The sequence below is a fragment of the Nocardioides fonticola genome, from assembly GCF_039536805.1.
Taxonomy (GTDB): Bacteria; Actinomycetota; Actinomycetes; order Propionibacteriales; family Nocardioidaceae; genus Nocardioides; species Nocardioides fonticola.
In genome coordinates this window covers 261,215-287,313 of record NZ_BAAAZH010000028.1, presented here as the reverse complement: position 1 = coordinate 287,313, position 26,099 = coordinate 261,215, and the positions used below count along the sequence as shown (strand labels likewise).

At 73.9% G+C, this 26,099-nt stretch carries 24 protein-coding genes; 13 read left to right on the top strand and 11 right to left on the bottom strand.

Translation table 11 applies throughout. From position 1 onward, the window contains the following. Nucleotides 1-23: 23 nt before the first annotated feature. Genes ABD671_RS18590 through ABD671_RS18570 form a run of 5 tightly spaced genes read right to left on the bottom strand, consistent with a single transcriptional unit; the run spans nt 24 to nt 6,349 of the window. Nucleotides 24-920: an amidohydrolase family protein gene (locus ABD671_RS18590; protein WP_344734943.1), complete on the bottom strand. Its 897-nt coding sequence runs from the start codon at nt 918-920 to the stop codon at nt 24-26. Then, entirely contained in the window at nt 917-2,557 is a 1,641-nt protein-coding gene (locus ABD671_RS18585) for an acyl-CoA synthetase (RefSeq protein WP_344734942.1), read from the bottom strand. Before ABD671_RS18585 ends, ABD671_RS18590 begins: the two co-directional genes overlap by 4 nt. Then, nucleotides 2,554-3,495, bottom strand: a complete 942-nt coding sequence (locus tag ABD671_RS18580) for a 3-hydroxyacyl-CoA dehydrogenase family protein (RefSeq protein WP_344734941.1) — start codon at nt 3,493-3,495, stop codon at nt 2,554-2,556. The genes ABD671_RS18585 and ABD671_RS18580 overlap by 4 nt, the downstream gene beginning before the upstream one ends. Continuing rightward, the gene (locus tag ABD671_RS18575) at nt 3,492-5,579 is read right to left on the bottom strand and encodes an acetoacetate--CoA ligase (protein ID WP_344734940.1); all 2,088 of its coding nucleotides are present in this window, start codon (nt 5,577-5,579) and stop codon (nt 3,492-3,494) included. The genes ABD671_RS18580 and ABD671_RS18575 overlap by 4 nt, the downstream gene beginning before the upstream one ends. Continuing rightward, nucleotides 5,576-6,349 carry a crotonase/enoyl-CoA hydratase family protein gene (locus ABD671_RS18570; RefSeq protein ID WP_344734939.1) on the bottom strand — a complete coding sequence of 258 codons (774 nt, stop codon included), beginning with the start codon at nt 6,347-6,349 and terminating at the stop codon, nt 5,576-5,578. The genes ABD671_RS18575 and ABD671_RS18570 overlap by 4 nt, the downstream gene beginning before the upstream one ends. 77 nt (nt 6,350-6,426) lie before the next feature. Here ABD671_RS18570 and ABD671_RS18565 point away from each other — a divergent pair, with 77 nt between their 5' ends. From ABD671_RS18565 to ABD671_RS18550, 4 genes are all read left to right on the top strand, one after another. Continuing rightward, on the top strand, nt 6,427-6,891 hold the full coding sequence (locus tag ABD671_RS18565) for a MarR family winged helix-turn-helix transcriptional regulator (RefSeq protein ID WP_344734938.1): 465 nt from the start codon (nt 6,427-6,429) through the stop codon (nt 6,889-6,891). Between the two features lie 126 nt (nt 6,892-7,017). Beyond that, nucleotides 7,018-8,718 (top strand): MFS transporter, encoded by a 1,701-nt coding sequence (locus ABD671_RS18560; RefSeq protein WP_344734937.1) that lies wholly within the window; start codon nt 7,018-7,020, stop codon nt 8,716-8,718. Nucleotides 8,719-8,729: 11 nt separating this feature from the next. Then, on the top strand, nt 8,730-9,683 hold the full coding sequence (locus tag ABD671_RS18555; RefSeq protein WP_344734936.1) for an MBL fold metallo-hydrolase: 954 nt from the start codon (nt 8,730-8,732) through the stop codon (nt 9,681-9,683). A gap of 1 nt (nt 9,684) precedes the next feature. Then, on the top strand, nt 9,685-10,659 hold the full coding sequence (locus ABD671_RS18550) for a fumarylacetoacetate hydrolase family protein (protein ID WP_344734935.1): 975 nt from the start codon (nt 9,685-9,687) through the stop codon (nt 10,657-10,659). 31 nt (nt 10,660-10,690) lie between these two features. Here ABD671_RS18550 and ABD671_RS18545 read toward each other — a convergent pair whose 3' ends face one another. Continuing rightward, nucleotides 10,691-10,930: a DUF6458 family protein gene (locus ABD671_RS18545; protein WP_344734934.1), complete on the bottom strand. Its 240-nt coding sequence runs from the start codon at nt 10,928-10,930 to the stop codon at nt 10,691-10,693. Between the two features lie 177 nt (nt 10,931-11,107). Here ABD671_RS18545 and ABD671_RS18540 point away from each other — a divergent pair, with 177 nt between their 5' ends. The 8 genes from ABD671_RS18540 to ABD671_RS18505 all read left to right on the top strand — a co-directional run bounded on the left by ABD671_RS18540 (nt 11,108) and on the right by ABD671_RS18505 (nt 18,391). Then, complete coding sequence (locus tag ABD671_RS18540) at nt 11,108-12,484, top strand: substrate-binding domain-containing protein (RefSeq protein WP_344734933.1); 1,377 nt, start codon at nt 11,108-11,110, stop codon at nt 12,482-12,484. Next, nucleotides 12,481-13,758 (top strand): PKD domain-containing protein, encoded by a 1,278-nt coding sequence (locus ABD671_RS18535; protein WP_344734932.1) that lies wholly within the window; start codon nt 12,481-12,483, stop codon nt 13,756-13,758. The genes ABD671_RS18540 and ABD671_RS18535 overlap by 4 nt, the downstream gene beginning before the upstream one ends. 3 nt (nt 13,759-13,761) lie before the next feature. Next, nucleotides 13,762-14,412: a MotA/TolQ/ExbB proton channel family protein gene (locus ABD671_RS18530; RefSeq protein WP_344734931.1), complete on the top strand. Its 651-nt coding sequence runs from the start codon at nt 13,762-13,764 to the stop codon at nt 14,410-14,412. Beyond that, nucleotides 14,409-14,732 (top strand): DUF2149 domain-containing protein, encoded by a 324-nt coding sequence (locus tag ABD671_RS18525; protein WP_344734930.1) that lies wholly within the window; start codon nt 14,409-14,411, stop codon nt 14,730-14,732. The genes ABD671_RS18530 and ABD671_RS18525 overlap by 4 nt, the downstream gene beginning before the upstream one ends. A gap of 19 nt (nt 14,733-14,751) precedes the next feature. Continuing rightward, on the top strand, nt 14,752-15,468 hold the full coding sequence (locus tag ABD671_RS18520) for an ABC transporter permease (protein WP_344734929.1): 717 nt from the start codon (nt 14,752-14,754) through the stop codon (nt 15,466-15,468). Then, entirely contained in the window at nt 15,465-16,430 is a 966-nt protein-coding gene (locus ABD671_RS18515; protein WP_344734928.1) for an ATP-binding cassette domain-containing protein, read from the top strand. Before ABD671_RS18520 ends, ABD671_RS18515 begins: the two co-directional genes overlap by 4 nt. Further along, nucleotides 16,427-16,810: a TOBE domain-containing protein gene (locus tag ABD671_RS18510; protein WP_344734927.1), complete on the top strand. Its 384-nt coding sequence runs from the start codon at nt 16,427-16,429 to the stop codon at nt 16,808-16,810. The genes ABD671_RS18515 and ABD671_RS18510 overlap by 4 nt, the downstream gene beginning before the upstream one ends. A gap of 126 nt (nt 16,811-16,936) precedes the next feature. Then, nucleotides 16,937-18,391 carry an aldehyde dehydrogenase family protein gene (locus ABD671_RS18505; RefSeq protein ID WP_344734926.1) on the top strand — a complete coding sequence of 485 codons (1,455 nt, stop codon included), beginning with the start codon at nt 16,937-16,939 and terminating at the stop codon, nt 18,389-18,391. A gap of 42 nt (nt 18,392-18,433) precedes the next feature. On the opposite strand, the gene ABD671_RS18500 is transcribed toward ABD671_RS18505, so the two are convergent. From ABD671_RS18500 to ABD671_RS18485, 4 genes are all read right to left on the bottom strand, one after another. Then, nucleotides 18,434-20,185: a phospholipase C gene (locus ABD671_RS18500; protein ID WP_344734925.1), complete on the bottom strand. Its 1,752-nt coding sequence runs from the start codon at nt 20,183-20,185 to the stop codon at nt 18,434-18,436. A gap of 58 nt (nt 20,186-20,243) precedes the next feature. Continuing rightward, complete coding sequence (gene efeB, locus ABD671_RS18495) at nt 20,244-21,458, bottom strand: iron uptake transporter deferrochelatase/peroxidase subunit (RefSeq protein WP_344734924.1); 1,215 nt, start codon at nt 21,456-21,458, stop codon at nt 20,244-20,246. Between the two features lie 44 nt (nt 21,459-21,502). Continuing rightward, nucleotides 21,503-22,744: an EfeM/EfeO family lipoprotein gene (locus tag ABD671_RS18490; RefSeq protein WP_344734923.1), complete on the bottom strand. Its 1,242-nt coding sequence runs from the start codon at nt 22,742-22,744 to the stop codon at nt 21,503-21,505. A 123-nt stretch (nt 22,745-22,867) separates the two neighbouring features. After that, a complete protein-coding gene (locus ABD671_RS18485) occupies nt 22,868-23,638 on the bottom strand; it encodes a nitroreductase family protein (RefSeq protein ID WP_344734922.1) in 771 nt (256 codons plus the stop codon). Between the two features lie 135 nt (nt 23,639-23,773). Between ABD671_RS18485 and ABD671_RS18480 the strand changes: the two genes are divergently transcribed. Next, nucleotides 23,774-24,481 carry a dienelactone hydrolase family protein gene (locus ABD671_RS18480; protein ID WP_344734921.1) on the top strand — a complete coding sequence of 236 codons (708 nt, stop codon included), beginning with the start codon at nt 23,774-23,776 and terminating at the stop codon, nt 24,479-24,481. A gap of 43 nt (nt 24,482-24,524) precedes the next feature. Here ABD671_RS18480 and ABD671_RS18475 read toward each other — a convergent pair whose 3' ends face one another. Next, nucleotides 24,525-26,030, bottom strand: a complete 1,506-nt coding sequence (locus ABD671_RS18475) for an alpha/beta hydrolase family protein (protein WP_344734920.1) — start codon at nt 26,028-26,030, stop codon at nt 24,525-24,527. Between the last annotated feature and the right edge of the window lie 69 nt (nt 26,031-26,099).

The following is a 26,099-nucleotide window of genomic DNA, read 5'->3' as shown; positions in this document are numbered from 1 at the left end:
CCTGCGTGGTGCTTCGCTGCTCCTCAGCCCAGGCCGAGCAGGCGCAGCGCGTTGGTGCGCAGCACCGGTTCGTGCACCTCCGGGGGTAGGTCGAGGGCGGTGAACGCGGCGATCCAGCGCTCGGGGGCGATGAGCGGGTAGTCGCTGCCGAAGACCACCCGGTCGCGCAGGTAGGGGATGGCCGCCACCAGTTCGGCCGGGAACCGCTTCGGTGACCAGCCCGACAGCTCGAGCACCACGTTCGCCTTGTGGGTGGCCATCGAGATCGCCTCGGCCTGCCACGGCACCGATGGGTGGGCCAGGATCACGGTCAGTCCGGGGAAGTCGGCCGCGACGTCGTCGAGCAGCAGCGGATTGGAGTACTTCAGCTTCAGGCCGCGCCCACCGGGCAGGCCCGCGCCGATGCCGTTCTGGCCGGTGTGGAACAGCGCCGGGACGCCGAGCTCCTCCAGCGCCGACCACAGCGGCCGGAAGGCGGCGTCGTCGGGGGAGAAGGCCTGCAGGCTCGGGTGGAACTTGAACCCGCGGACTCCGTGGTCGACCACCAGGCGTCGTGCCTGGGCCACGGCCTCGGCCCCGCGATGCGGATCGACCGAGCCGAACGGGATGAGCACGTCGGCATGCTCGGCGCACTCCTCGGCGATGCGTTCGGAGGAGAGCGGCCGATGCCCGGTGGCGGTGCCGGCGTCGACGGTGAACACGACCGCCGCCATCTGCTGGGCGCGGTAGCGCTCGGCCAGGTCGGCGACGGTGGGCGTGCGGTTGTCGCTGGAGCGGAAGTAGGCGGCCGAGGCGTCCATGAGCTCGTCGTCGAGCGAGAGGTGCCGGTGGCCGCAGGCGTCGACCTCGGCCTCGACGTGCACGTGGAGGTCGATCGCGGTGAGGGCCGCGGTGTCGAGGCGCGGTTCGTAGCGGGTCATCGCGCCGCCACCAGTCGACGCACCTGCTCCTTGGCGAGCTTGCCCGAGGCCGTCAGCGGCAGTGCGTCGACGACCTCGAGCAGCCGCGGCATCTTGTAGCGCGCGAGCCGACCCTCCAGGTGCGCGCGCAGACCTGTGAGGTCGAGGTGCGCCTCCGGGCGCAGCACGAGGACGGCGCAGCCGACCTCGCCCCACTGCGGGTCGGGCACCCCGATGACGGCGCATGCGAGCACGTCGGGGTGCGTGAGGCAGGCGGCCTCGACCTCGGCGGGGTACACGTTCTCGCCCCCGGAGATGAACATGTCCTTCAGACGCCCGGTGATGCGCAGGTGCCCGTCGGGCTCGCGCACCGCGACATCGCCGGTGCGCAGCCAGCCGTCGACGAAGGCCGCCGAGGTGGCTGCGGGGTCGCGCCAGTAGCCGGGGCTCACGTGCGGGCCCCGCACCCAGACCTCGCCCGGCTCGCCCTCGAGGTCGCGGCCGGCGGCGTCGACGACGCGCACGTCGGTCAGCAGGCAGGGCGTGCCGGCCGAGCCGAGCCGTTCGACGGCGTCCGCCGCGCGCAGCATCGTGACGCCCGGCGAGGCCTCGGTCAGTCCGTAGCCCTGGAGCACGGGCAGGCCCCGGTCGGCCCAGGTGCGCAGCAGCACCTCCGGCAGCGGGCTGCCGCCGGACAGGGCGCTGCGCAGGCTGGAGAGGTCGGCGCTGTCCCATGCGGGTTCGGCGGCCAGCGCCTGGTACATCGAGGTCACCCCGAAGAGCATCGTGACCCGCTCGGACTCGATGAGCGCGAGCACCCGGGCGGGGTCGAAACGCGGCTCGATGATCGCGGTGCCGCCCTTGAGCAGCACCGGCAGCAGCACCTGGTCGAGCGCGGCGGTGTGGAACAGCGGCGCGGTCACCAGCGCGATCTCGCGGCTGATGACGTCGACGTCGAGGAGCAGGTTGACGCAGTTCCACAGCACGTTGCCGTGCGTCAGGCACACGCCCTTGGGCTGGCCGCTGGTTCCGGAGGTGAACTGGATCATCAGCAGGTCGTCGGGATGGCTGCGGTGCACGGGCGCGGGCGGGAGCGCGTCGTCCCACAGCACCGCCAACCCGGCACCGCCCCGGCCCTCGTCGACCTCGAGGGCCTCGATGGCCTCAAGGGCCTGGGCGCCCCGGGACGGCGCGACCGGTGCGGGCCCGACGTGCAGCAGCAGCGCCGGCTCGCAGCGCTCGAGCACGGCCGCCGTCTCGGCCTCGGCGAGGCGGGTGTTCAGGGGCACGCTGATCGCGCCGACCCGGGCGATCGCCAGCAACGCCACCACCATCTCGATGCTGTTGGCGCCCCACCAGGCCACCCGGTCGCCCGGGTGCACGCCGCGAGCCAGCAGACCGGACGCCGTGCGCTCGACGAGGGCGTGCAGATCGGCGTAGGTCACGTCGTGCCAGCCGGTGCCGCTCTGCTGGCGCAGCGCGACCGCCCTGGGCGTCATCACGGCCCGGCGCGCGGCCCAGGACCCCACGCCGTCCGGCGGTGTGGGCAGCGACAGCGGCAGCGGCTGGTACAGGGGAGAGGTCGTCATCGTCGTCGCCTCGGTCTCGGTGCGGGTCTCGGTGCGGTTCGGGGTGCGGGTGGTCGTGCGGATCGTCATCGGGTGGCGAGCCCCAGCTCGCTCTTGAGGGTCAGCAGGCCGAGCAGCGCCCGATCGCGCCGGGCGCGGGCCGCGGCCTCGCCGCCCTCGATGCCCTCGATCTCCTCGGCGACCCCGGCGACGAGGGTCGCCACGAGGTCGTCGGTGAACTCGGGGGTACCGAGGTCGTGCCACCACTCGACCATGGGTGGGCCCAGGTGGTCGAGCACGTGCTGGAGGCCGCCCGGTCCGCCGGAGAGGTGCTGGGTGAGCAGCGGGCCGAGCAGCGCCCAGCGCAGACCGGGTCCCTCGGCCACGGCGACGTCGAGGTCGGCGGCGCTCACCACGCCGGTGGCGACCAGGTGGTAGGCCTCGCGCCACAGGGCGGCCTGGAGACGGTTCGCGACATGGCCGGGCACCTCGCGATGCAGCCGGATGGGACGCCGTCCCCAGCTGCGCAGCAACCCGTCGAGGTGCTCGACGGCCGCCTCGGAGGTGGCGCGGCCCGGCACGATCTCGACGAGCGGCACCAGGTGCGGCGGGTTGAACGGATGCGCGACGAGCACCCGCTCGGGATGCCGGGCCGCGCTCTGGAACGCACTGGGCAGCAGGCCCGAGGAGCTGCTGGCGATGACGACCTCGGGTGGGCAGGCGGCGTCGAGGGCGGCGATCAGCTCGCGCTTGAGCTCCAGCCGTTCGGGCCCGGCCTCGAGGACGACGCGGGCGTGGGACCCGCCCTCGGCCACGCTCACGCCGGTGACGATCCGCTCGAGGGCCTCGGGCGAACCGAGGTCGGCGAGGAACGTGCTCGCCTGCGAGCGGAGCCGGTCGTGGGCGGCGGGGTCGGGGTCGGTGACGAGCACCTGCCAGCCGTGGTGGGCCAGCAGCGCGCTCCAGCTGGCGCCGATCGCCCCGGCGCCGACGACCAGCGCGGTGCGGTCGTCGGTGGGGGCGCTCATCGGCCGGCCCCGATCGGCGTGGCGGTGCGGCTCGGGCGTTGCGCCGCGAGAGCGACGTAGGGAGCGAGGCTGTCGGGGTCGGCGAGGGCGTCGCGGCTGGCGACGGCGTCGGGCTCGGCGCCCTGGAGGATGCGCTTGACCGGCAGCTCGAGCCGCTTGCCGGTGAGGTTGCGCGGCACCACCGGCACCTCCAGGACGGCGTCCGGCACATGCCGCGGGGAGAGCTCGCTGCGCAACCGGGCCGCGATCTCCTGGCGCAGGGCGTCGTCGACAGTGAGCCCCGGGCCGGGCTGCACGAAGAGCAGCAGCTCGCCGTTGCCGCCCTCGGGGTCCTCGAGGTGCACCACGAGGCTGTCGGCGATCTGCGGCACGGTCTCCAGGACGCCGTACAGCTCGGCCGTGCCGAGCCGGACGCCGCCGCGGTTGAGGGTGGCATCGGAGCGGCCGGCGACGTGGCAGCTGCCGCGCTCCTCGAACCGGATCCAGTCGCCGTGGCGCCAGATGCCCGGCCAACGGTCGAAGTAGGTGGCTCGCAGGCGGGCGCCGTCGGGGTCGCCCCACAGGCCCAGCGGCATGGAGGGCATCGGGGCGGTGACGACGAGCTCGCCGAGCGCGCCGACGACCGGGCGGCCCTCGTCGTCCCACGCGGCGGCGGCCACGCCGAGAGCGGCGCCGGAGATCTCCCCGGGCCACACCGGCAGCAGCGGATCGCCCTGCACCAGACCCGAGCAGACGTCGGTGCCGCCGGAGCCGACGGCGAGCTGGACGCCGGGCAGCTCCTCGGCGACCCAGGTGTAGCCCTCGGGGGCGAGCGGGGCGCCCGCAGACCCGAGCACGCGCAGCGCGTCGAGATCGCCGCCGACCGCACGGGCCTCCTCGACCGGGTGCACGCCGGCACGGCGGCACGCGGTGAGGAAGCCGGGGCTGGCGCCCATGAGCGTGGTGCGGGTGCGGGCGGCGAGCCGCCACTGGTGGCCGAGGTCGGGATGCCCCGGGTCGCCGTCGAGGAGGACGATCGAGCCGCCGACCAGCAGGGTGGCGACCAACGCGTTCCACATCATCCAGGCGGTGGTGGAGTACCAGAGCATGCGGTCGTCGGGGCCCAGGTCCCACAGCAGGCCGTGGCTCTTGGCCTGCTCGAGCAGCAGGCCGCCGTGGCCGTGCACGATCGCCTTCGGCAGGCCGGTCGTGCCGGAGGAGAAGAGCACGACGAGCGGATGGTCGGCCGGCACCTGCTCGGCGACCAACGGCGCGGCGTCCCCATCGAGGAGGTCGCGCCACCCGAGGGAGTCGGGGACGGCGCCGCCGTAGCCGACGTCGATCACGCTGCGCACCGTGGGCAGTTCGGCGCGGATCGCGGCCACGTGATCACGGCGGTCGTGGTGGCGGCCGCCGTAGCGGTATCCGCCGGCGACGAGCAGCACGGTCGGCTCGATCTGGGCGAACCGGTCGATGACCGCGCGGGGTCCGAACTCCAGGGCGCAGGAGGCCCAGACCGCGCCGAGGCTGGCGGTGGCGAGGAAGGCCACGACGGTCTCGGGGATGTTCGGCAGGTAGGCGGCGACCCGGTCGCCGCGGCGCACACCGAGGGCGCGCAGCGCCTGGGCGGCGCGGGCGACCTCGGTGCGCAGGTCGGCGAGGGTGAGGTCGAGGTCGTCGCGGGTCTGGCTGCGGCCGAGCAGCACGACGCGGTCGGGGCGCTCGGCACGGTGCTCGGGGTCGTCGACCGCGCGCGGCGGGTGGAGCAGCTGGTCGGCGTAGTTGAGGGTCGCTCCCGGCAGCCAGCGCGCCCCCGGCATGCCGGTGGGGCCCGGGCCCGGCTCGAGGATGCTGCCGGGCGTCGTGGAGGCCGGGTCGATGCGCAGGCCCTGGAAGCTCGCGACGGCGCGCCAGAAGGCCTCCAGGTCGGTCGTCGACCAGGCCTGGAGGTCGGCCCGCACGGCGGCGACGTCGCCCGGGCGACGCAGCACGAGACCGTGGTGGGCGGCCGCGTAGGTCGCGAAGCGCCCGATCCGGCTGGCCGTCAGCACGTCGGCCGGCGGCGTCCAGACCGGCCTCGCCGTGGCGGGGCTCCCGGCGCTCACCGCTCGACCTTGGCGGCGCGACCATCGAGGAAGGCGCGCATGCGCTGCTTGGCGTCGTCGGTGCCCTGGGCGACCGCGGCGGTGAGGGCCTCGAGCAGGTAGGCCTCGTACTCGCCGGCCTGGGCGATGCGGGGGAGCACCTGGAGGACCGCGAAGACGGTCTGCGGCGGCACCTCGGCGACGCGGGCGGCGAGGTCGAGGGCGGTCTTGAGGCCGGCGCCGTCGGGGACGAGGTACTGGGCCAGTCCGACGGCGTGGGCCTCGGCGGCGTCGTAGCGGCGGCCGGTGAGCATGAGGTCGGTCATCCGGGCCACACCGATGAGCCGGGGCACGCGCACCGAGGCGCCGCCGCCGACGAAGAGGCCGCGCAGCCCCTCGGGCAGGGCGACGAAGGTCGACTCCTCGGCGACGCGCAGATGGGTGGCGGCGGCGAGTTCGAGACCGCCGCCGACGACCGCGCCCTTGAGCACCGAGATCACCGGCACGGGTCCGTGCTCGATCAGACCGAACGCGCGGTGCCACATGCGGGAGTGCTCGATGCCGGCGAAGGTGTCGCGCTCGCCGAGCTCGCCGAGGTCGAGGCCGGCGCAGAAGTGGTCGCCCTCGGCGTCGAGGACGACGACGCGGACCCCGGCGGGCAGGTCGGCGAAGAACGCCTCCAGACCACGCACGGTGGCGTCGTCCAGGGCGTTGCGTTTGGCGGCGCGGGTGAGGGTCAGGACGGCGATCGGGCCGTCCACGGTCACCGTCAGGCTCCCGGGAAGCGTCATCGGAACTCCTCATATGATCAGGAATCCTGAACATAAGCCACGCGGGCCGCCGGGGCAAGGGCCCTACGATGCGGTGCGTGCCGACCTCGCCGGAGCCGCCCACCCTGCTCTACCTGATGAAGCAGCTCGAGCTCGCCGTGCGGGCGCGACTGGACGATCTCGTGCGCGGGGACGGCCTGACCGCCCTCCAGTACACGGCGCTCACCGTGCTCGAGCGGCATCCCGACCTCACCTCCGCCCAGCTGGCGCGCCGCTCGTTCGTGACCGCGCAGACGATGGCCGAGATGGTCACCGCGATGGCCGAGCGCGAGCTCATCGACCGCCACCGCGACCCGCGCGACCGGCGGCGCCTGGTGCTCAGCCTGACCGACCATGGCCGACGGTTGCTGGCACGTCATCGCGACGACGTCGCGGCCCTGGAGGCCGAGATGCTCGCCGACCTCAGCGCCGAGGAGGCGCGGGAGCTGCGGCGCTCCACATTGCGCTGCCTCGCGGCGCTCGGCATCCCGACCGGCGGCGCGGCCGCCGAGGGGGAGGCCTGACGTGCTGGCGTGAGCCGCCCGTGAGCCGTGCGAGCCGTGCGGCCGAGGGGGCGGACTGGTCCGGATCGGAGAAATTCATCAGGAACCCTGTACATCAGGGTCCCTGATGTGATTCCGTTCACAGTCATGACCTCCACCTCGCAGGCGCCGGCGGATCCCCGCACCGCCGGCCGCGCCCTCACGGCGGGAACCCTCCTGGCCGCGGCCCTCGCGGTCGCCGTCGCCCAGATAGGCGTCTCGATGCCGGCCGTGCTCAACGGCGTCATCCAGCGCGATCTCGGCACCACCTCGACCGAGCTCACCTGGGTCTCCGACGCCTTCCTCGTGCCGATCACGCTGCTCGAGCTGACCTTCGGCGTGCTGGGCGACCTCTTCGGTCGCAAGCGGCTGCTCATCATCGGCGCCGCGCTGATGACGGCGGGCGGCGTCCTGACCGCCCTGACGCCCGGACCCGACGCCGCCCACGGCCAGCGGGTCGCGATCATGCTCGGCGGCCAGGTCGTCGCCGGCATCGGCGCCGCTGCGATCTTCCCGACCTCGGTGGCCCTGCTGGCCGCCGCGACGACGACCGTCAAGGAGCGCTCCCACGCGCTCTCGGTCTGGGCCGCGGCCCTGACCGGCGCCGGCGTGGTCGCGCCGGTGGCCTCCGGCCTGCTCGTCCGCCTCGACCACGACGGCGGCCCGTTCGCCTCGTGGCGCTGGCCCTTCCTCGCCCTCGCCGGGCTGGCCGCCGTCTCTGCCGTCGTCACGCTGCTGCTCAGCCAGGACTCCCGGGCTCGCGAAGGACGCCGACTCGACCCGATCGGCCAGATCCTCGTGTCGGCCGGCTTCTTCGCCCTGCTCTACGGCGTCATCGACACCGAGGAGCACGGGCTGCGCGACGCCGGCGTCCTGCTCTGGCTGGCCGCGGGTGCCGTGCTGCTGACGGCGTTCGTGCTCTACGAGCGCGGCCGCGAGCACCCGCTGCTCGACATCAGCCTGTTCCGCAACCGGGTCTTCGCCACCACGGCCGCCGTCACGGTGATCGGCATGTTCGCCTACCTCGGCACGGCCTACGCCACCAGCATCCGGGTCTCGGCGATCCAGGGGTACTCCCCGCTCAAGACCGCGGTCGCCTTCGTGTGCCTCAACATCATGGGTGTCGTGCTCTTCCCGGTCAGCAGCCGGCTCATCGAGCGCCACAGTCCCGGCTGGATCCTCGCCGGCGGCATGGCGCTGATCAGCGCCGGCGACGTTGCGATGGCGCTCATCCCCGCCACCCACGTCTCGATCGCCGCGGTCGCCGTCCCGCTGCTGGCGATCGGCGCGGGCTTCAAGCTCGCGGTCACCGCGGTGACCGTCGTCGCGGTCAACAGCGTGCCGGTCGGCAAGGCCGGCATGGCCAGCGGTGCCACCAGCATGCTGCGCGACCTCGGCCTCACGCTCGGTCCGGCGATCATCGGCGCCGTCAGCCTCTCGCGGGCCGGCGACGCCATCGCGGCACGGCTCGCCTCCGACCCGCAGCTGGCCTCGGCGTACCAGTCGTTCCTGGCCTCGCCCGCCAGCGCGCCGCCGGAGGCCAAGGGCGAACTGGCGGCCGCCGTGGGCGCCGTCCAGTCCGGGCCGCTCGGCGCGAACGCCGTCCCGGCCGCGATCAACCCGCTCAAGGACGTCGCGTTCCACGCCCTCAGCGACGCCTACGCGACCGGCTACCTCATCTGCGCCGTCGCGGCGGCCGTGGCCGCGATCATCGCCGCGGTGATGATCGGCGGTCGTGGTCCGGTCACCACCTTCACCGAGGAACTCCCCGGCGAACTCCCCGACGCCGACCGGACGGCCGCCGGGTGAACCGAGGAACCGTGCAGCACGTCGCGGGCGGCACCCATGCGTGGGTGCCGCCCCGCGGCGGCTGGGGGCACAGCAACACCGGGCTGATCGTGGGCGAGGGCGCCTCGCTGCTCGTCGACACCCTCTTCGACCGGCCCCGCACCGAGGCGATGCTCGGCCAGATGGCACCGCACCACGAGGGCGCGCCGATCACGGTCGCCGTCAACACCCACGGCAACGGCGACCACTGGTTCGGCAACGGCGTCCTGCACGCGGACGTCGAGATCGTGGCGTCGGCGGCCTCTGTGCTCGACATGGAGGCGGTCGGCCCGGCGACGGTCGCGTCCCTGCCCGGCATCCCGGGCCCCATCGGCGCGTTCACGGCGTCGTGCTTCGGCGACTTCGCGATCGCCGAGCTCGTCGAGGACCCGCCCCGGCTGCCGGGCACCACCTTCACCGGCAGCCGCGAGCTGTCGGTCGGCGGCGTCGAGGTGCTGCTGCTCGACCTCGGCCCGGCCCACACCCGCGGCGACACCGTCGTGGTCTGCCCGCGCGACGGCGTCGTCCTGGCCGGCGACCTCGTCTTCGCCGAGGGCACGCCGATCATGTGGGAGGGCCCGGTCGAGCGCTGGATCGAGGCGTGCACGCGGTTGCGGGCCCTCGGTGCCGACCACGGCATCACGCAGGTCGTGCCCGGCCACGGGCCGGTGCTGCCGCTGGCGCGCGTGGGGGAGATGGCCGACTATCTGTCCTTCGTCGCCGAGGAGGCGGGGGAGCGGCACGCACGGGGCCTGACGGTCGAGGAGGCTGCGCGCGACATCGACCTCGGCCCCTTCGCCCACCTGCCCGAGAGCGAGCGGCTCGCGGCCAACGTGCTGGCGATCTACCGGCAGCTCGAGGGCGGCCCGGCCCCGACCGGTCCGGAGATGTTCGGATGCATGGCGCAGTGGGCGCGGGCCACGGCCGGCGCCGAGGAGGGGGAGTGACATGCGGATCGTCCGCTTCCGCACGCAGGACACGTCGGCGCCGCGGGTCGGCGTCCTCGACGAGGCCGATGTGGTGCATGCGCTCGCCGACGGCGTCCGCGTGCTCGACCTCGTGGCGTCCGGGGAACTCCTCGCGGCGGCGACCGAGGCCCTGGGGACGGCGCCGGTCGGTGCCGTCGGGGAGGTCGAGCTGCTCGCGCCCATCGAGACGCCGCCCTCGGTGCGCGACTTCATGGCCTTCGAGCAGCACGTGCTCGGGATGGGGATGCTCATCGAGGGCCGCGAGACCGCGCCCGACGTCTGGTACGAGCAGCCGCTGCACTACTTCTCCAACCCGGCGACGCTGACCGGTCCGGTCGGCGAGGTGCCGATCCCGCCCGGCTGCCGGGCCTTCGACTTCGAGCTCGAGGTGGGTGCGGTGGTCGGCCCGCTGACCGGCATGCCCGATCTGAGCGACCTCACGATCGAGGAGGCCGCCGCCAGCATCGCGGGCTACGTGCTGCTCAACGACTGGTCGGCCCGCGACCTCCAGGCCCGCGAGATGGAGGGGCCGCTCGGCCCGGTCAAGGGCAAGGATTCCGCGCTGAGCCTGGGGCCCTGGCTGCTGACGGCCGACGAACTGCCCGGTCTCGCCACGGGTGAGGGCAGCGGGGTGCAGCTGCGTGCGCGCCTCGACGGCGTCCTCTTCGGCAGTGCGCCACTGGACTCCATGGCCTGGTCGTTCGCCGAGATGATCGCCTACGCCTCACGGGGCAGCCGGCTCAGTCCCGGCGACCTCATCGGTTCGGGCACCTGCGGCGACGGCTGCCTGGCCGAGCGTTGGGGGCGCCAGGGCCGCGATGCCGTGCCGCCGCTGGCCCCGGGCGCCCTCGTCGAACTCGACGCCGGTCCGCTCGGCGCGACCGCCCATCGGGTCGGCGCGCCGCGACCGGTGCGGCAACCGCTGGCCCCGCGGCGCCGCGCGGACGCCGATTGATCGGCGCCGCGCGGCGGTCGGCCCGTCGGGCTCAGACCTCGCTGCGGGTCTCGCGCACCGTCTGGGTGCCGTCCGCGTGGGTCGTGGTCGCGACGGACCGCGCACGACGTCCGCTGGTCATCGTGATCGCGGTCAGCAGCAGCAGGACCGCTCCGACGGCGGTCAGAATCCAGCCGACCGTGACGAGGTCGACGCCCTGCACCGTGTCGTCGACCGCCAGGGCCAGCACCAGTCCGACGGCGACGAGAAATCCTCCGGCTCCGTATCCCATCTCGGGTCCTCCTCGGGGTGGCGGACCGGGTGTCCGCGATGGGTCCGGTCTTCCCGCTCGGCATCGACCGGCACACGTGCCCTCCACCGCCGGGTGAGTCGACCCTCGCCCATCCGGATCGCGGACGGCTCCGAATCGTGCCTAGGTATTGCCTAGGAAACACGATAGGAAGAGCGCATGCTCCGACCGACCCCCCGCCGCGCGTCCCGCGCCGCCGTCCTCGCCGCCGCCGCGGCGGCCGCAGGTCTTTCGCTGGCCGCGCTCGCCGCCGTGCCGACCGCCTCGGCCGCCGACCCCGAACCGTTCGTCGTCGTCGGCACCAGCGACGTCTTCGACTCGTACCTCGCCCAGAAAGTGCTCGAACCGGGCTTCGAGGCCGCCTACCCGCAGTACGACTTCCAGTACGTCAGCAAGGGCACCGGCGCCGCGATCGCCTACGCCCAGGCCGGCACGGCCGACGCGATGATCGTGCACGCCGCCTCTCTGGAGAACCAGTTCGTCGACCAGGGCTACTCCCTCGAGCAGTACGGTCGCGCGATCTTCTGGGGCGACTACGTGCTGCTCGGGCCGGCGTCCGACCCCGCCGGCGTGCTGACCGGAGCGCCCCACGACATCGCGACCGCCTTCGAGAAGGTCGCCGCGGCCGGCGCCGCGGGCACCGCGAACTTCGTCTCCCGCGGCGGCACCCCCGGCACCACGGTCCAGGAGCACGCGATCTGGGCGCTGACCTCCGGCGTCACCACCTGCGACGTCAGCGCCGCGAACGGCGGCGGCACCAGCCCCAGCACGACGACCGGTGCCTGCCCCAGCAGCATCAGCTACCCGTCGTGGTACCACGCGACCGGGCTCACCCAGGGCCCCAACATCCTCAACGCCTCCACCTGCAACTACCCCGGCGGCAACTGCTACGTCCTCACCGACCGCGGCACCTTCAACTACCTCCAGTCGACGGGGCAGGCCACCAACCTCCAGATCGTCACGCGCGACAACGACGACACCGCCCGGGGCGGTCAGGCCGTGCTGGTGAACTCCTTCCACGCCTACGGCATCAACCCCGCGAAGTTCAGCGACAGCCCCAATGTCGACATCAACACCGCGGCCGCCACGGCGTTCCTCAACTGGGTCACCAGCCCCGATGTGCAGAAGGAGATCGGCTCCTACCTCGCCGACCAGGGCGCGCCGTTCCTCCCGTCGGCGGCACCGACCATCACCGGTGAGCCGAGCGCCACGAAGGTCGCGACGGGCAAGAAGGTCAAGCTCAGCGGCTCGCTGACCAACGTCGTCCCCGGCACGCCGGCACTGGCCGGGGTCACGGTGCGGATCTTCCGTGTGCTGCCCGGCACCGGGCTCCCGGCGCCGAAGCTCGTCGGCAAGGCCGTCACGGGCGCGAAGGGCCGCTTCAGCCTCACGCTGAAGCCCACGAAGACGGCCTACTACATCGCCAGCACCCAGGCGATCAGCCAGATCGAGGACGCCAGCCTCGATCCGGTCTTCGGCGACCTGCTCGCCCCCGCCTCGGCCCGCATCGGCAAGGTGAAGGTCACCCGGAGATGACCCGAGGCCGACTCACGACGGCGCTGTCGCTCGTCCTCCTCGCGGGGACGACGGCAGCGCCGTCGGCGTCGGCTCGTGAGGGCGGACCGCAGGTCGTCGTCCGCATCGTCGACCATGGCCGCCAGGTCGCCCAGCAGGCCTTCTCGCTCGCCGAGGTGGGGTCGTGCAGCGGCGAGGGATGCGTGGCCGCGACCTACACCCTGCGCACCGACGACGGCCGCGAACCGGCCGCCGGCCAGTGCCCGAACGGCGTCTCCCTCGCCGCGCTCATCGAGCGCACCGACCCCGACGCCACCGCCGACGCCGTCACCTACACCCAGGTGCTCGACGCCACCGGCGTCTCCCACCCGCTCGACCAGGGCCAGCTCGGTCCGACCGGCGCCGACGGCCTGCCGCCCGCCGTGTGCTCCGACGGCTCCTCGATCACCTACATCCGGCCGCTGCGCGACGGCTCCGACGCGAACGTCTCCGCCGACCCCGACCGCAACGGCTTCTTCCAGACCTCACCCGGCCAGGGGCAGACCCTCGAGGTGATCGCCCACCTGACCGGACGCCTGCTGCGCCCGACCATCACGGCGACCCCGCGGGGCACCCGCTCCTACGACTTCACCGCCACCGTCCCCGACGCCCCGCCCGGGGTGAGCGCCACCTGGGACTTCGGCGACGGCACGCAGGGAAGCGGCCCGACGACGTCGCACCGCTTCGCACCGACGCGGGAGCAGAGCTCGTTCACGGTGACCCTGACGGTCTACGCCGACGACGGCTCGTCGGGCCGAGCGCAGCGGGCCGTCTCCTTCACCGTCGCTCCCGATCAGGACGGCGGCGGTGGCGGTGGGGGCGACGGCGGCGACGGCCCGCCGACCGGAGGGGCGAGCGACGACACCGGCACGACCGGCGGCTCCCGCGGCACCCCCGGACAACCCACGGCGTCCCCGTCCTCGGGTGGCACCGCTGCGGCCCCCGGCTCAGGAGCGGAGGCCGGCGGTGCCGGGGCGACCGCTCCGCCGCCGCCGGAGTCGACCCCACGCACCGATCCGTCACGCCCGGACGGCGTCCGGGTGCGGGGCCGGGTGCTCACCCTGGCCGCTGCTCCGGCGCCCGCCACCGGGATCACCCCCGACCCGGCGCCCGCGACGTCCGGCAGCGCCGACGACACCGTCCTGCGGCTGCCGCGCTGGCTCCTGCTGACCCTCGTGGGCGTGGCGCTGTACGCCGCCGGCGCCGCCATGGAGATGATGGGCCCGCGCCGGCGCCGTCCGGCACGGAAGGGCTGATTCATGGAGCGCATCTACGACGTGGTCTTCGCGGCTGCCGACGCGCTGGAGGGCCCGGTGGTGATCCTCGCGATCCTCGCGCTGGTCGCCGTCGTCGTCGAGGCCGGCATCTTCTCCGTCGAGTACGCCCGCCGCGCCCGTTCGCGCCGTCGCCTCGCCGACCTGGACGCCGCGGCCGCCGCCGCGCGTGCCGCGCTCGCCGACGGCGACCCGTCCGCGGCGGGCACGGCGCTGGCGGCGGTCACCCGCAGCGTGGCGATGCACGACACCGCCGCAGCCCTGGTCGAGGCCTCGAGCCGCGAGAACCCCGAGGCCGCCGTCGCGAAACGGCTCGCCGACTTCGACTTCGACTGCGAGCGGCGTCTGGCACGTACCCGACTGCTGGTGCGCTTCGGCCCGGCGCTCGGCCTGATGGGCACCCTCATCCCGCTCTCGCCGGCGTTGGAGGGGCTGGCGGGCGGCGACGTGCAGACCCTCGCCGACAACCTCCGCGTCGCGTTCTCGATCACCGTGCTCGGTCTGCTCGTCGGCGCGCTCGCCTTCGCCCTCAGCCTCGTGCGCGAACGCCTCTACGGGCAGGACTTCTCCGATCTGGAGTACCTCGCCGCGCTGCTCACCGACGAGGCGGCGTCGCGCCCCGGGAGCATCCGATGACGTCGGTCAGCCGCCGGGCGCACCGGCGTCACGACCGCGCCGGCGACCCGCTCGACGGGCTGGTCAACCTCTTCGACCTCGGCATCGTGCTGGCGGTGGGCTTCCTGCTCGCGGCCCTGTCCTCCCTCGATCTCACCGACGCGCTCTCCCGCGGCCAGGACCCGGCCCCCTCCGACCGCATCACGGCTCCCTCGGACGCCACGGTCGACGACGTGCCGGCCGACGGGCGGCAGGTCGTCGGCAACGGCGAGCGGGTCGGCGAGGTGTACCGACTCGATGACGGGCGCCTCGTCTACGTCGTCCCGAAGGACGCGCGGTGACGGGTCGGGTGAGCCGGCGATGAGGTTCTTCCTCGACGGTCTCGCCGAGGCGTGGCGCATCGTCATCGGAGGCGAGCCGTGGCTGTGGCAGCTGGTGACGGTCACCCTCAAGGTCTCGCTCATCAGCACCGGCGCGGCGATCGTCCTGGGGCTGCCGTTGGCGCTGCTCCTGGGCCTGGGCCGGTTCCGGGGTCGCGGCGCCCTCATGGTCGTCGCGAACGCCGGCCTCGGGCTGCCGCCCGTGCTCGTCGGGCTGGTCTTCGCGCTGCTGATGTTCCCCGAGGCTCCGCTGGGCCGTTTCCACCTGCTCTTCACCCTCAACGGCGTGATCATCGCCCAGACGGCACTGGCCTTCCCGGTCATCGTGGCGCTCGGCGCCGCCGCGCTGCGAGAGGTGCCCGCCGGGCTGCTCGACCAGGCGCGCGCGTTCCACGCCTCGCGGTTCCGCGTGGCGGCGCTGGCGGTGCGCGAGGCCCGCACCGGCCTGCTGGCCGCGATCATCGCCGCGGTCGGGTCGGGTCTCTCCGAGGTCGGGGCGGTGGTGCTCGTCGGCGGCAACATCGAGGGCCTCGACCAGACGCTGGCCAGCGCCGCCCTCCAGCGCGTCGAGGCGGCCCGGTTCGCCGACGGTCTCGCGATCGGCATCGTGCTGCTCGGCCTCATCCTCATCATCACCGCGCTGCTCACGATCGTGCAGGCCGGGCGCGGCATGCGTCGGGTCGGGTGGTCGTCGTGACCGCCGCCGATCTGGCCGGCTGGCCCGGCCCGGTGGCGCATCTCGCCGACGTCGAGGTCCGCCGCGGACGCCGCACGGTGCTGCACGGGATCGATCTCGAGATCGCCGCGGGGGAGACGGTGGTCGTGCTGGGCCCCAACGGAGCCGGCAAGAGCACGCTCCTCCAGACCCTCGGCGGCATCCTGCCACCGGCCTCCGGCAGGATGGGCATGGTCGGTCGCAGCGCGACGGTGCTCCAGGACGCCGGCCTCGCCCGCCGCTCGGTGCGCGCCAACGTCGAACTCGCCCTCGCCTGGTGGGGAGTGCCCCGACGCGAGCGCCGCGCTCGGGCCGACGCCGCGCTCGAGCTGCTCCGGGCCGGTCACCTGGCCCGTCGTCCTGCCGGTGCGCTGTCGGGAGGCGAGCGACGCCGTGTCCACCTCGCTCGCGGGCTCGCGGTCCGCCCCGAGCTGCTGCTCCTCGACGAGCCGTTCGCCGGCCTCGACCCCGACGCCCACGACCGGCTCACCCTCGACCTCGCCACCGCGCTGCGCGAGGCCGGCACCGCGGTGGTCGTCGTCGTCCACGAACGCCGCGACGCCTGGGCGCTGGCCGACCGCATCGGCGTGCTGCTCGACGGGCGGCTCGCGGCCCTGGCCACGCCCGACGAGTTGGAGGTCGCCCCGCCCACCGAGGAGGTCGCGCGGTTCCTCGGCTTCACCGGCGAGGTCAGGCTCCCCGACGGCCTGCTGCTGGCACGCGAGATCGACCTCGCGCTCGTCCCGCCCGCCGACCGGCGTCCCGACGACCTCGACGCCCGCGTCGAGCAGGTGCTGCGTCGCGAGCACGGACGCCGCGTGCGCGTGGCCGGCGAGTCCTGCTCGGCCTGGGTGGAGACGACCGCGGACGTCGCGGCGGGCGAGCAGGTCGTCGTCCGGATCGTCGGCGGCGCCCGCTTCCCGACGCCTACGATCCGCACATGAGCGCCTACCTGCGGATCGGCGAGGTCGCCTCGGCCCTCGGCGTCAGCGTCGACACCCTGCGCCGGTGGGAGACCGACGGCCGCGTCTCCTTCGAGCGCCGCGGCAACCAGCGGGTGCTGCCCGCCGAGGACCTCGCAGCCCTCAAGGCCTCGATCATCCGCGGCGACAAGCTCTCCAGTGCCCGCAACCGGCTCACCGGAATCGTCACCTCGGTCGAGAAGGACCGCATCATGGCCAAGGTCGAGATCGCCTGCGGCGACTACCGCATCGTCTCGCTCATGAGCACCGAGGCCGCCGAGGAGCTCGGCCTCGAGCCCGGCAAGCCGGCCACCGCGGTGGTGAAGTCGACCAACGTCGTCGTCGAGGTCGACCGGGGCTGACGGGCTGAGCGACCGGGCTGCGTGTCCGGGCTGGGTGTCCGGCTTGGCGTCCGGGGGCACTGTGGAGGTACTCCCCGGATGCGAGGCGGCGCCGCGCGTCCTGCCCGACCGAGAGGAAGCCCCGCCATGACCGACCTCGCGACCGATCCCCGCAGCCCCCGATGGCACGAGGCGGTCTTCACCACGGGCGGCTTCGTGCCCGCCGGCAGCAGTCTCGCCGTCCGCGCGCCGGCCACCGGCGACGTGGTCGCCGAGGTCGGCCGGGCCGACGCCGCGCTCCTCGACGCCGCGGTCAGCGCGGCCGCGCGGGCGCAGGTCGCCTGGGCCGGCGCGCCCTACCCCGAACGCGCGGCCGTGTTCACCCGCGCGGCCGCCCTCCTCCAGGCCGACCCCGATCGGCTGCTGCGCTGGCTGGTGCCCGAGTCCGGCTCCGCCCAGGGCAAGGCCGCCTTCGAGGTCGGCCTCGTGGTCAGCGAGCTGTCCGGTGCGGCCGCGCTGTGCGCGGAGCCCTACGGGTCGCTGCTGCGCTCGGAGAAGCCGCGCCTCTCCCTCCAGCGGCGGGTGCCGATCGGTGTCGTCGGCGTCATCAGCCCGTTCAACTTCCCCGCCGTCCTGGCCATGCGGTCGGTCGCCCCGGCACTGGCGGCCGGCAACGGCGTCGTCCTCAAGCCCGACCCCCGCACGCCGGTGTCGGGCGACCTGTTCGCCGAGGCCGGACTGCCCGATGGTCTCCTGCACGTGCTGCCCGGCGACGGGGAGCTGGGGGCGGCGCTGGTCGAGCACCCCGGCGTCGGCTGCCTCTCCTTCACCGGCTCCACGGCGGCCGGACGCCGTATCGGCGAGACCGCCGGCCGGCTGCTCAAGCGCGTGCATCTCGAACTGGGGGGCAACAACGCCCTGCTGATCCTCCCCGATGCCGACCTCGACGCCGCGGTCTCGGCCGGCGCCTGGGGGTCTTTCCTGCACCAGGGGCAGATCTGCATGACCACCGGCCGCCACCTGGTTCCGCGGTCCCTGCTGGCGGACTACTCCCGGGCACTCGCCGCCCACGCCGACGCGCTGCCGGTGGGCGACCCGACCGACCCGGCCTCGGCGCTGGGGCCGCTCATCTCGAGCAGCGAGGCCGACCGGGTGCAGGCCCTGGTCGACGAGGCTGTGGCGGCCGGCGCCACCCTGCTGGCGGGCGGCACCCACGAGGGACCGTTCTACCGCCCGACGGTGCTGCGCGACGTCCCGACCGACACCCGCGTCTTCGCCGAGGAGGTGTTCGGCCCGGTCGCCCCGATCGTCGCCTACGACACGGTCGAGGAGGCGATCGAGCTCATCAACGCCAGCGAGTACGGACTCTCGGTCGGCATCCTCACCGGCGACGCGTTCGGTGCCCTCGCGGTCGCCGAGCGCATCCGCTCGGGCATGGTGCACATCAACGACCAGACCGTCGACGACGAGACCGCCGCCCCCTTCGGCGGCGTCGGGGCCTCCGGGGTCGGTGGCCGGTTCGGGTCCTCGACGAACCTCGACGCCTTCAGCGAACTCCAGTGGGTGACGATGCAGGGCGCCGCCGAGAGGTATCCGTTCTGATCCTCCCGACGGCGCCCGCGTCGCGCTGCCATGCTTAGGGCGTCATCGACCGGCCCTCGCCTTCGCGCCCGTGGCCTTGACCGTGCCGTTCGAGCGCAGCAGCACCGGGGCGAGGTGGCGGTGGGAGAAGTCGAACAGCGGGGTGATGGTGCCCGCAGTGTCGGCGAAGGAGCCGCCGCCGATCGTGCCGAGCGACCAGTTGTCCTCGATGAAGCGCACCACCGAGCTCTGGGTGATGAGCGAGGAGCCGACGTAGTTCTGCTTGGCGTAGGGCGAGATCACGAGGAACGGGATCCGCTGGCCGGGGCCGCAGCGGTCCTGCAGACCGTTCAGCATGGGCACCCCGGCTGCGGCCGGCGCGGTGCAGGTCGAGGTGTCGTCGGCGGTGGTGGAGGAGTTGGTGATCGTCGGTGCGACGTGGTCGTACCAGCCGTCGGAGTCGTCGTAGGTGACGACGATCGCGGTGTCCTTCCAGTAGGACGACTTCATGACGGCGTTGATCGTGCGGGTGAGGAAGTGCTGCTCGTCGATCGGGTCGGAGTAGGCCGCGTGCCCGTCCTCGACGTTCTTCGCCTTGAGGTAGGAGACGGCCGGGAGCGAGGCGCCGTCCTTGTTCGCCAGGGCGTCGTAGAAGAGCGAGAGGTCGTACTGATGGTTGGCCTGACCGTCGTGGCCGATCTCGGCCGGGCTGGCCGGCGCGAGGTGGTGGGGGTTGGCGGTGCTCTTGTAGTACTGGAACGGCTCGTGGTGCGGGTTGTAGTCGACGTCCGGGGTGCCGTCGATGTTGGTCGAGGTGTGCGTGCACTGGGCGTAGGTGCCGGCGCCCGCGTAGGGGACGTCGGGTGCGAAGCCGCCCTGGAACCAGCCCCAGCTGACGGACTTCGCGTCGAGGAGGTCGCCGATGTTGCGGTCCTCGGGCACCATGCCGGCGAGCGCGCTGGTCTTGGTGTGGTTCGCGTCGGCGCAGTCGTCGTAGACCGGGTCGGGGTCGCCGATCACCGTGCCGACGCCCGAGGCGTCGGGCGCGTGCACCGCGTAGGAGTCCGGCGTCGAGGTGGGCGTCGGGTTCTCGGTGCCCGACGTCGGGTCGTAGCTGCGCACACCGTGGGTCTGACCCGAGACGACCTCGAGGGCGCCCGGCGTCGAGGGTCCGAAGGTGTCGCTCCACGCGTTGTCGCTCATCGCGAAGTGCTGGGCGTAGTTCCACAGACCGGTCACGGTGTTGCCGTCGAAGTAGCCCATCGTCTGCCCGACCCGGTTGAGCAGGCCGCAGGTGTCGCCGGAGACGCTCTCGACGAACTTGTCCATCGCGCCGCCGTCGATCGCCTTCTCCTCGGGGGTGTAGCTGTGCCCCTGGTCGCAGGTGACGGCCTCGTCGGGGGAGAACCGGAAGGGCGGCATGGCGTTGGGGTTGCCGTCGGGGTGGCGCGCCGACTTCGCCTTCAGCAGCTCCGGGTGGGCGAGGTAGTCGTCGACCGCCGGCGTGTGCTTGGCGGCGGTGAACCGGACGCCGTCGGTGTTGGCGGCCTTCGGGTAGGTGCCGAAGTAGTGGTCGAAGGAGACGTTCTCGTCGAAGAGGACGACGAGGTGCTTGATCGGCGTGCTGGTGGTGGAGGTGGCCGGGCTGGCCGGGCTGGCCGGGCTGGCCGGGCTGGCGGGGCCGGCTGCGGAGTCGCCGGTGCGTGCGGGGGAGTCCGCGGCGACGGCGGCGCTGGCGGCGAGGCCGGCGCCGAGGAGGCCGGTGACGGCCATCGCGGCGACGGCGCCGCGACGCCGGGGGAGTGTCGTCCTCATCTGGAGGAGGTCCTTTCGACGGTGGTGACGGGTGTGCTGCAGGGCGGCGGAGGGTGCGTCAGGTCCCGAGCACGGCGCGTGCCCATCCGCCTTCGCCGCTGCCGAGGCCCGGCAGGGCGAAGTAGAAGCCGCCTCCGAAGGGGGAGACGTAGTCGCTGAGGGCCTCGCCCTCCAGGCGCCGCTGGATCGCCGTGAACTGGCGCTCGAGGTCGGCGTTGAAGCACGTGAAGATCAGGCCCATGTCGAGATTGCCGGCGGCGTCGAGGCCGGCGTCGTAGTTGAAGCCCCGGCGCAGGATCCGCTGGTCGGGCGCCGTCCCGCTGCGCGAGGCGCGCCGGATGTGGGCGTCGAGGCGGATCGCGCCGCCGCCGCTCTGGCCGGTGTAGTCCGGCGGGTCGAACTCGTCGGTGCCGGTCAAGGGTGCGCCGCTCGACTTGTCGCGGCCGAAGATCGCGTTCTGCTCGCGCACCGAGACCCGGTCCCAGAACTCCACGAACATCCGGATCAGGCGGACGACGTGATAGCTGCCGCCCTCCACCCAGTCCGGCTCGCCGCCCCCACCGTGCGTCCAGACCAGCCGGTCCATGAGCGCGTCGTCGGAGACGTCGGGGTTGGCGGTGCCGTCCTTGAACCCCAGCAGATTGCGCGGTGTGCCGCTGGGGCGGGGCGGGGAGGTGAAGCCGTCGCGGCGCCACCGCACCTGCAGGTCGCCGCGGGTGGCGCGGAGCAGGTCGCGCACCGCGTGGACGACGACGTCGGGTTCGTCGGCGCAGACCTGCACCAGCAGGTCGCCCCCGCACCAGGCCGGGTCGAGGGCGTCGTCGGCGAACGCGGGCATCGGGACCAGCCGGGCCGGCCGTCGTGGCGCCAACCCGAAGCGGCGGTCGAACAGGCTCGCGCCGACGCTCACGGTGATGGTGAGGCCGGCGGTCGGCAGGTCGTCGCCGAGGATGCCGTTGTCGGCGGCGGTGCGCACCAGGCCGTCGTCGCCGACCGGCCCGCCGGCGGTCAGCGCGCGGATGCGTGCGGTGAGCGTGTCCAGGAGTCGCCGGAGCCCCTCGCGGTCGGTGGTCACGTCGCCGGCCAGGTAGCAGGCATGGCGCTGCACCGGGGTGAGGATCCCGGCCTGGTGCGGACCGTCGGCGGAGTAGCGCAGGTCGCCCTCGTCCGGTGTGGTCGTGTCGTCGCGCGCCATCGCGAGGCCCGCGCCGGCCGCGAGGGCGGCACCTCCGGCGGCGCCGGCCGCGCCGCCGAGCAGCCCGCGTCGGGTCACCCGTCCGGTGCCTGGTCCGGTGCCTCCTCCGGGCGCATGTCGGGTCACGGCGCGACCTCCGGCATCGGCTGCACCGGGTCGGTGATCACGGCGACGTCGGCGAGCAGTTCGAGGGCGCCGTCGAGGCGGGCCTCGAGGGTCTCCCGGGCGGCGCGGGGCAACGAGGCGAGCCGGACGCCGGCCGGGTGTGCGCGGCGCAGCTGCCGGAGCGTGGCGCCGAGGCGCGCCAGCGCGCGCGTCAGCCGGCCGAGGCGGGGGTCACGATCGCGCAGCAACGGCAGCAGCGGGGCGAGAGCGGCGCGGGTGCCGGCGAGATCGGCTGTCAGGAGCGCCGGGCCGAGGCGGGACGGCGTGTCGAGCGCGCCCGAGGCCAGGTCGCGGTCGGCGTCCTCGAGGATCTCGTGCGTGCGCAGGCCCAGGTCGATCGGGGCGAGGGCGAGATCGGTGCCGAAGTGCTCGCGCAGGCCGCGGACGGCGGCGGCGAGTCGATCGACGGCGGGGAGGATGCTGCGCGGGGGACGCCCGGAGACGAGCAGCTCCTCGATGAGCGGGAGGCCGGTGGTGCGGGTGCCGGGCGGCGGGATCCCGCTGAAGGGCCGCCCGTCGATGGCGGCATCGAAGCGTCCGAAGGCGCCGTACGCGCCGCCGACGCGGCGGTACAGCAGGGTGGCCGTCCACCAGGCCGTCACGGCGGCTGCGTGGTCGCCGTGGGCGAGCGCGCGCCGCAGGGTGCGCACGCGCCGCTGGAGCCGGTGGAGGTGCCCCGCGACCCAGTGCTGGTAGCGGCCGACCGGCCCCACCAGGTCGGCGGAGGTGATCGGCAGGACGCCGGCGGTCGCGTGCTGACCCGCAGGCAGGGCGCCGCTGACGGTCGCGGTCGGTCCGCCGACGCTGCCGGCCTCGGTGCTGGCGCACACGAAGCGGTACGTGCCGGCCGCCAGCGTCACGCTGGTCGTCCGCGAGGCCTGCGAGCCGAGGGACTCGACGTCGAGCACGATGCGTCCGGTCGACGGCTCCTGAAGGTAGACGTCGACGGCGGTGGGGCCGTCGTTCCAGACCGTCAGGTCGCGGCGTCCGGCGGCGCTGTCCGACCAGCCGGTTCCGCAGTCGGCGGGGCCGACGTGCACGCCGGTCGCCGTCGTGCCGGTCGGCGTCGATGCCCCGTGCGCCGGCAGCACGGCCGGGACGGCGGCGACGAGCCCGAGGCCGAGGAGCAGGACGCCGGCCACGAGGCCGGCGAGGGAGGGGACGCCGACGGCGAGCACGCGCCACTTCCCCTGCCGCATCCGACCCTCCCGAACGGTTCCCGACCGCTGGGAAGGTTGATCCGGTCAAGCAACATCGCGCCGTCGCTCGTCCTGCGACGCCGTGACCGTTCGGTGAACGGGAGGGTCAGTCCCCCCACATGGTCAGACCTCGTGCACGAACTGATCGCGGTCGAAGCGCAGCTGCGGCCAGAAGACGCCGTCCGCCGCCCGCTCCCCGGCGCCGACGACCATGATCGGCAGGGCGGCATCGGGGAGGTCGAGGAGCTTGCGCACGCGCGCCTCGTCGAAGCCCTCCATCATGCAGGTGTCGAAGCCGTGGGCACGGAAGGCGAGCACGAGGTTCTCGCAGGCGAGCGCCGTCGACTTCGCCGCCCACAGGTCGAGGTCGGCGGAGCTGAAGGGGCCGCGCGGCATCGGGCGCACCAGGCCGACCGCGCTGTAGACCACCCGCTTGACCCGGGCGGCCACGTCGAACGGGCCGGGGGAGTAGTGCCACGGGATGAGCTGGTAGTAGCGACGCACGAGCGGGTTCATCGTCGGCATCGGCCACTCCCGCAGCGTCTGCTGGGCGTGCTCGCGGATCCGGTCGGTTCGCGAGACGCACACGATCAGCTCCGCGGCGGTGCGGGCCGCCAGCTGGCTCATGCACGCCTTCACCAGCGCGGCCTTCTTCTCCGGCGAGCGGACGACATAGAACTCCCACATCTGCAGGCCCGAGGAGTTGGGCGCCAGCATCGCGAGGTCGAGGCAGTCGTCGAGCACGTCGGGCGGGATCGGCCGGTCGGTGAACTTGCGCACCGAGCGCCGCGAGCGCACCACCGCGCGGAACGCTTCGACGTCGGTGGCCTCGGCGGGCTCGACGTAGCGCTGCTTGCCGTCGATCTCGACGGTGGGGAGGTCGTGCTGGCTCATGGGTCCTCGCCTTCGGCGGTCCGGTCGGACTGTTATGGCGATGATGCCGCATGGGCGGCGAGCGGACGCCGGGCGGTCGGCGTCCGGGACGGTGGCGGGGGGACGCCGCTTGGCGGCCGACCTAGCCTGGCACCCATGTCAGAAGAGACCGCGGAGAACCCGCGTCAGAACGTCACCTTCGCCAGCAACGGTCACCAGGCGCACGGCTACCTCGCCGTGCCCGAGTCCGGGTCGGGTCCGGGCGTCGTCGTGATCCAGGAGTGGTGGGGTCTCGACGACCACATCGCCGACATCTGCGACCGCCTCGCCCGCGAGGGCTTCGTCGCGCTCGCCCCCGACCTCTACGGCGGTCGGGTCGCCCACGACTCCGACGAGGCCGGCTCGATCATGATGTCGCTGCCGGTCGAGCAGGCCGCCAAGGACCTCAGCGGCGCCGTCGACTACCTGCTCGCCCACGACGCCGTGACCTCCTCGACCGTCGGGACCGTCGGCTTCTGCATGGGCGGCGGCTTCGTGCTGCTGCTCGCCGTCGAGGCCGGCGAGAAGGTCTCGGCCGCCGTCCCGTTCTACGGCGTCGGCCCGGCCGTCCCGGACGCCTACCGGGGCCTGACCGCCGCCGTCCAGGGGCACTACGCCGAGGAGGACGGCTTCTACCCCGTCGACCAGGCGCGGGCCCAGGAGGCGCAGATCCGCGAGGAGTCCGGTGCGGAGGTGGAGTTCTTCTACTACCCGGCCGGTCACGCCTTCCACAACGACCTCGACCGCATGGGCACCTACGACTCGGCCTCCGCCCAGCAGGCCTGGAGCCGCACCCTGGAGTTCCTGCGCGCCCGGGTCGTCTGACCACCTGCGACCGGCGATCGCCGGGGTGGCTGCGGCACCGTACTCAGCAGCCCACCCCGGCGATGTCGAGGTCGCGTCGCCCGGCCACGTCGTAGGCCGAGCAGTAGTAGAAGCTCAGCAGGTCGTCGCGGCGCAGCGTGACCGGTGCCCACACCCCGCCGCCCTGCGGCTCGAGGTAGCGGAACCGGCCGCCGAGCAGGACCGGCAGGTCGTCGGCATGCTTGAGGTAGCGATCGAGCCAGGCCTGCACGTAGACGCTGGTGAGGTCCTGCCCGTAGCGGCTCGCCGGCAGCACCAGCGGGATGTCGGTGTACTCCAGGTGGGTGGAGGCCCGCGGCACCACGAGCATCGTGTCGAGACCGGCCTTGCGCCAGGCCTCGAAACCGGTGCGTCGCTCGCGCATCGGGTCGGGTCCCGACGGCGAGGGCGCCGGGGTGATCCCGCCGCCGCCCAGCCACCAGGGCTGCACGGTGAAGCCGTACTCCGACTGCACCGCGAGCGCCGGGACGCTCGGCCGGACGCCGCCGTCCCCGCGGAGCTTGTCGAGGGCCACGACCGCCGCGACCCGCTCGTCGCGTCCCTGGACGAGCGAGACCGCCTGGGCGCCCAGCGAGTGGCCGATGATCGCGATGCGCGTCGTCCGGCCGGGCGTGGCCGGACGCGGGTCGGGGCTGCGGTCGAAGAGCCGCCAGAACGGGTTGTACGGCGTGGTGGCCCCCTCGCCGCCGGGCGCGACCTTCGCCGGCGCCGACGGGGTGGAGACGAAGAAGTCCAGGGCGTCGCGGGTGCCGACGGTGAAGTTCGACAGCTGCTGGAACGGCACGCCCGGGCACCCGGTCGTCTCGTCGGCGACCGGGGCGGCGAAGACGTCGCAGAACGGCGTGGCCTGGCCGCTCGTGTGGGGAAGCGTCTCGCTGCGGCCCTGGCCCTGCACGTCGTAGGTCAGCACGACGTAGCCGCGTTCGGCGAGGTCCTGGGCCAACCACTCGTACATGCCCTCCGAGCCGCCGACCGATCCCTCGGTGATCACCACGCCGGGGTAGGGGCCGCGCAGCCGTTCGCCGGTGTAGGGGTCGCGGGCGTCGGCGGCCGGCGCCCAGACGGTGCCGTGCAGGAGGGCGCCGTACCGGTTGGTGAAGGCGACCTCCTCAGCGCGACCCCGCGTGCCGACCCAGCCGGCCCGCAACGGGTTGCCGACGTTCCAGCCGGGCACCAGCTGGCCGGGCGTGATCGCGAGCCGCAGCGGGTTGGCGGCCTGGGCGAGCATCTGGGCCACCGCGCGGCGTCCGATCTCGGCGGTGAGCGCGGGCAGGTAGGCCGGATTGCCGAGTTGCCCTGAGGTCACGCGCCCGTATGCGGCGGCGATGTTCTGCAGGTCGCGCACCTGGTAGGCCGGATCGGACGGTCCGGCGGGTCCGGCACCCGAGGCGCGCGCGTCGAGGGCGACCGGGAGCAGCAGGGCGGCGGCAGCCGTGGCGGCGGCCGCCCGGGCGACACGCGAGGGACCGGGACGGCGCGGACGGCGCGCGCGGCGGGGGAGGGAGCGCATGTCGAGGCAACGAGCCGGGGGTGCGGAAAGTGACGGCGGTCACGCGAGAGCGGGAAGCGGCGTACCCTG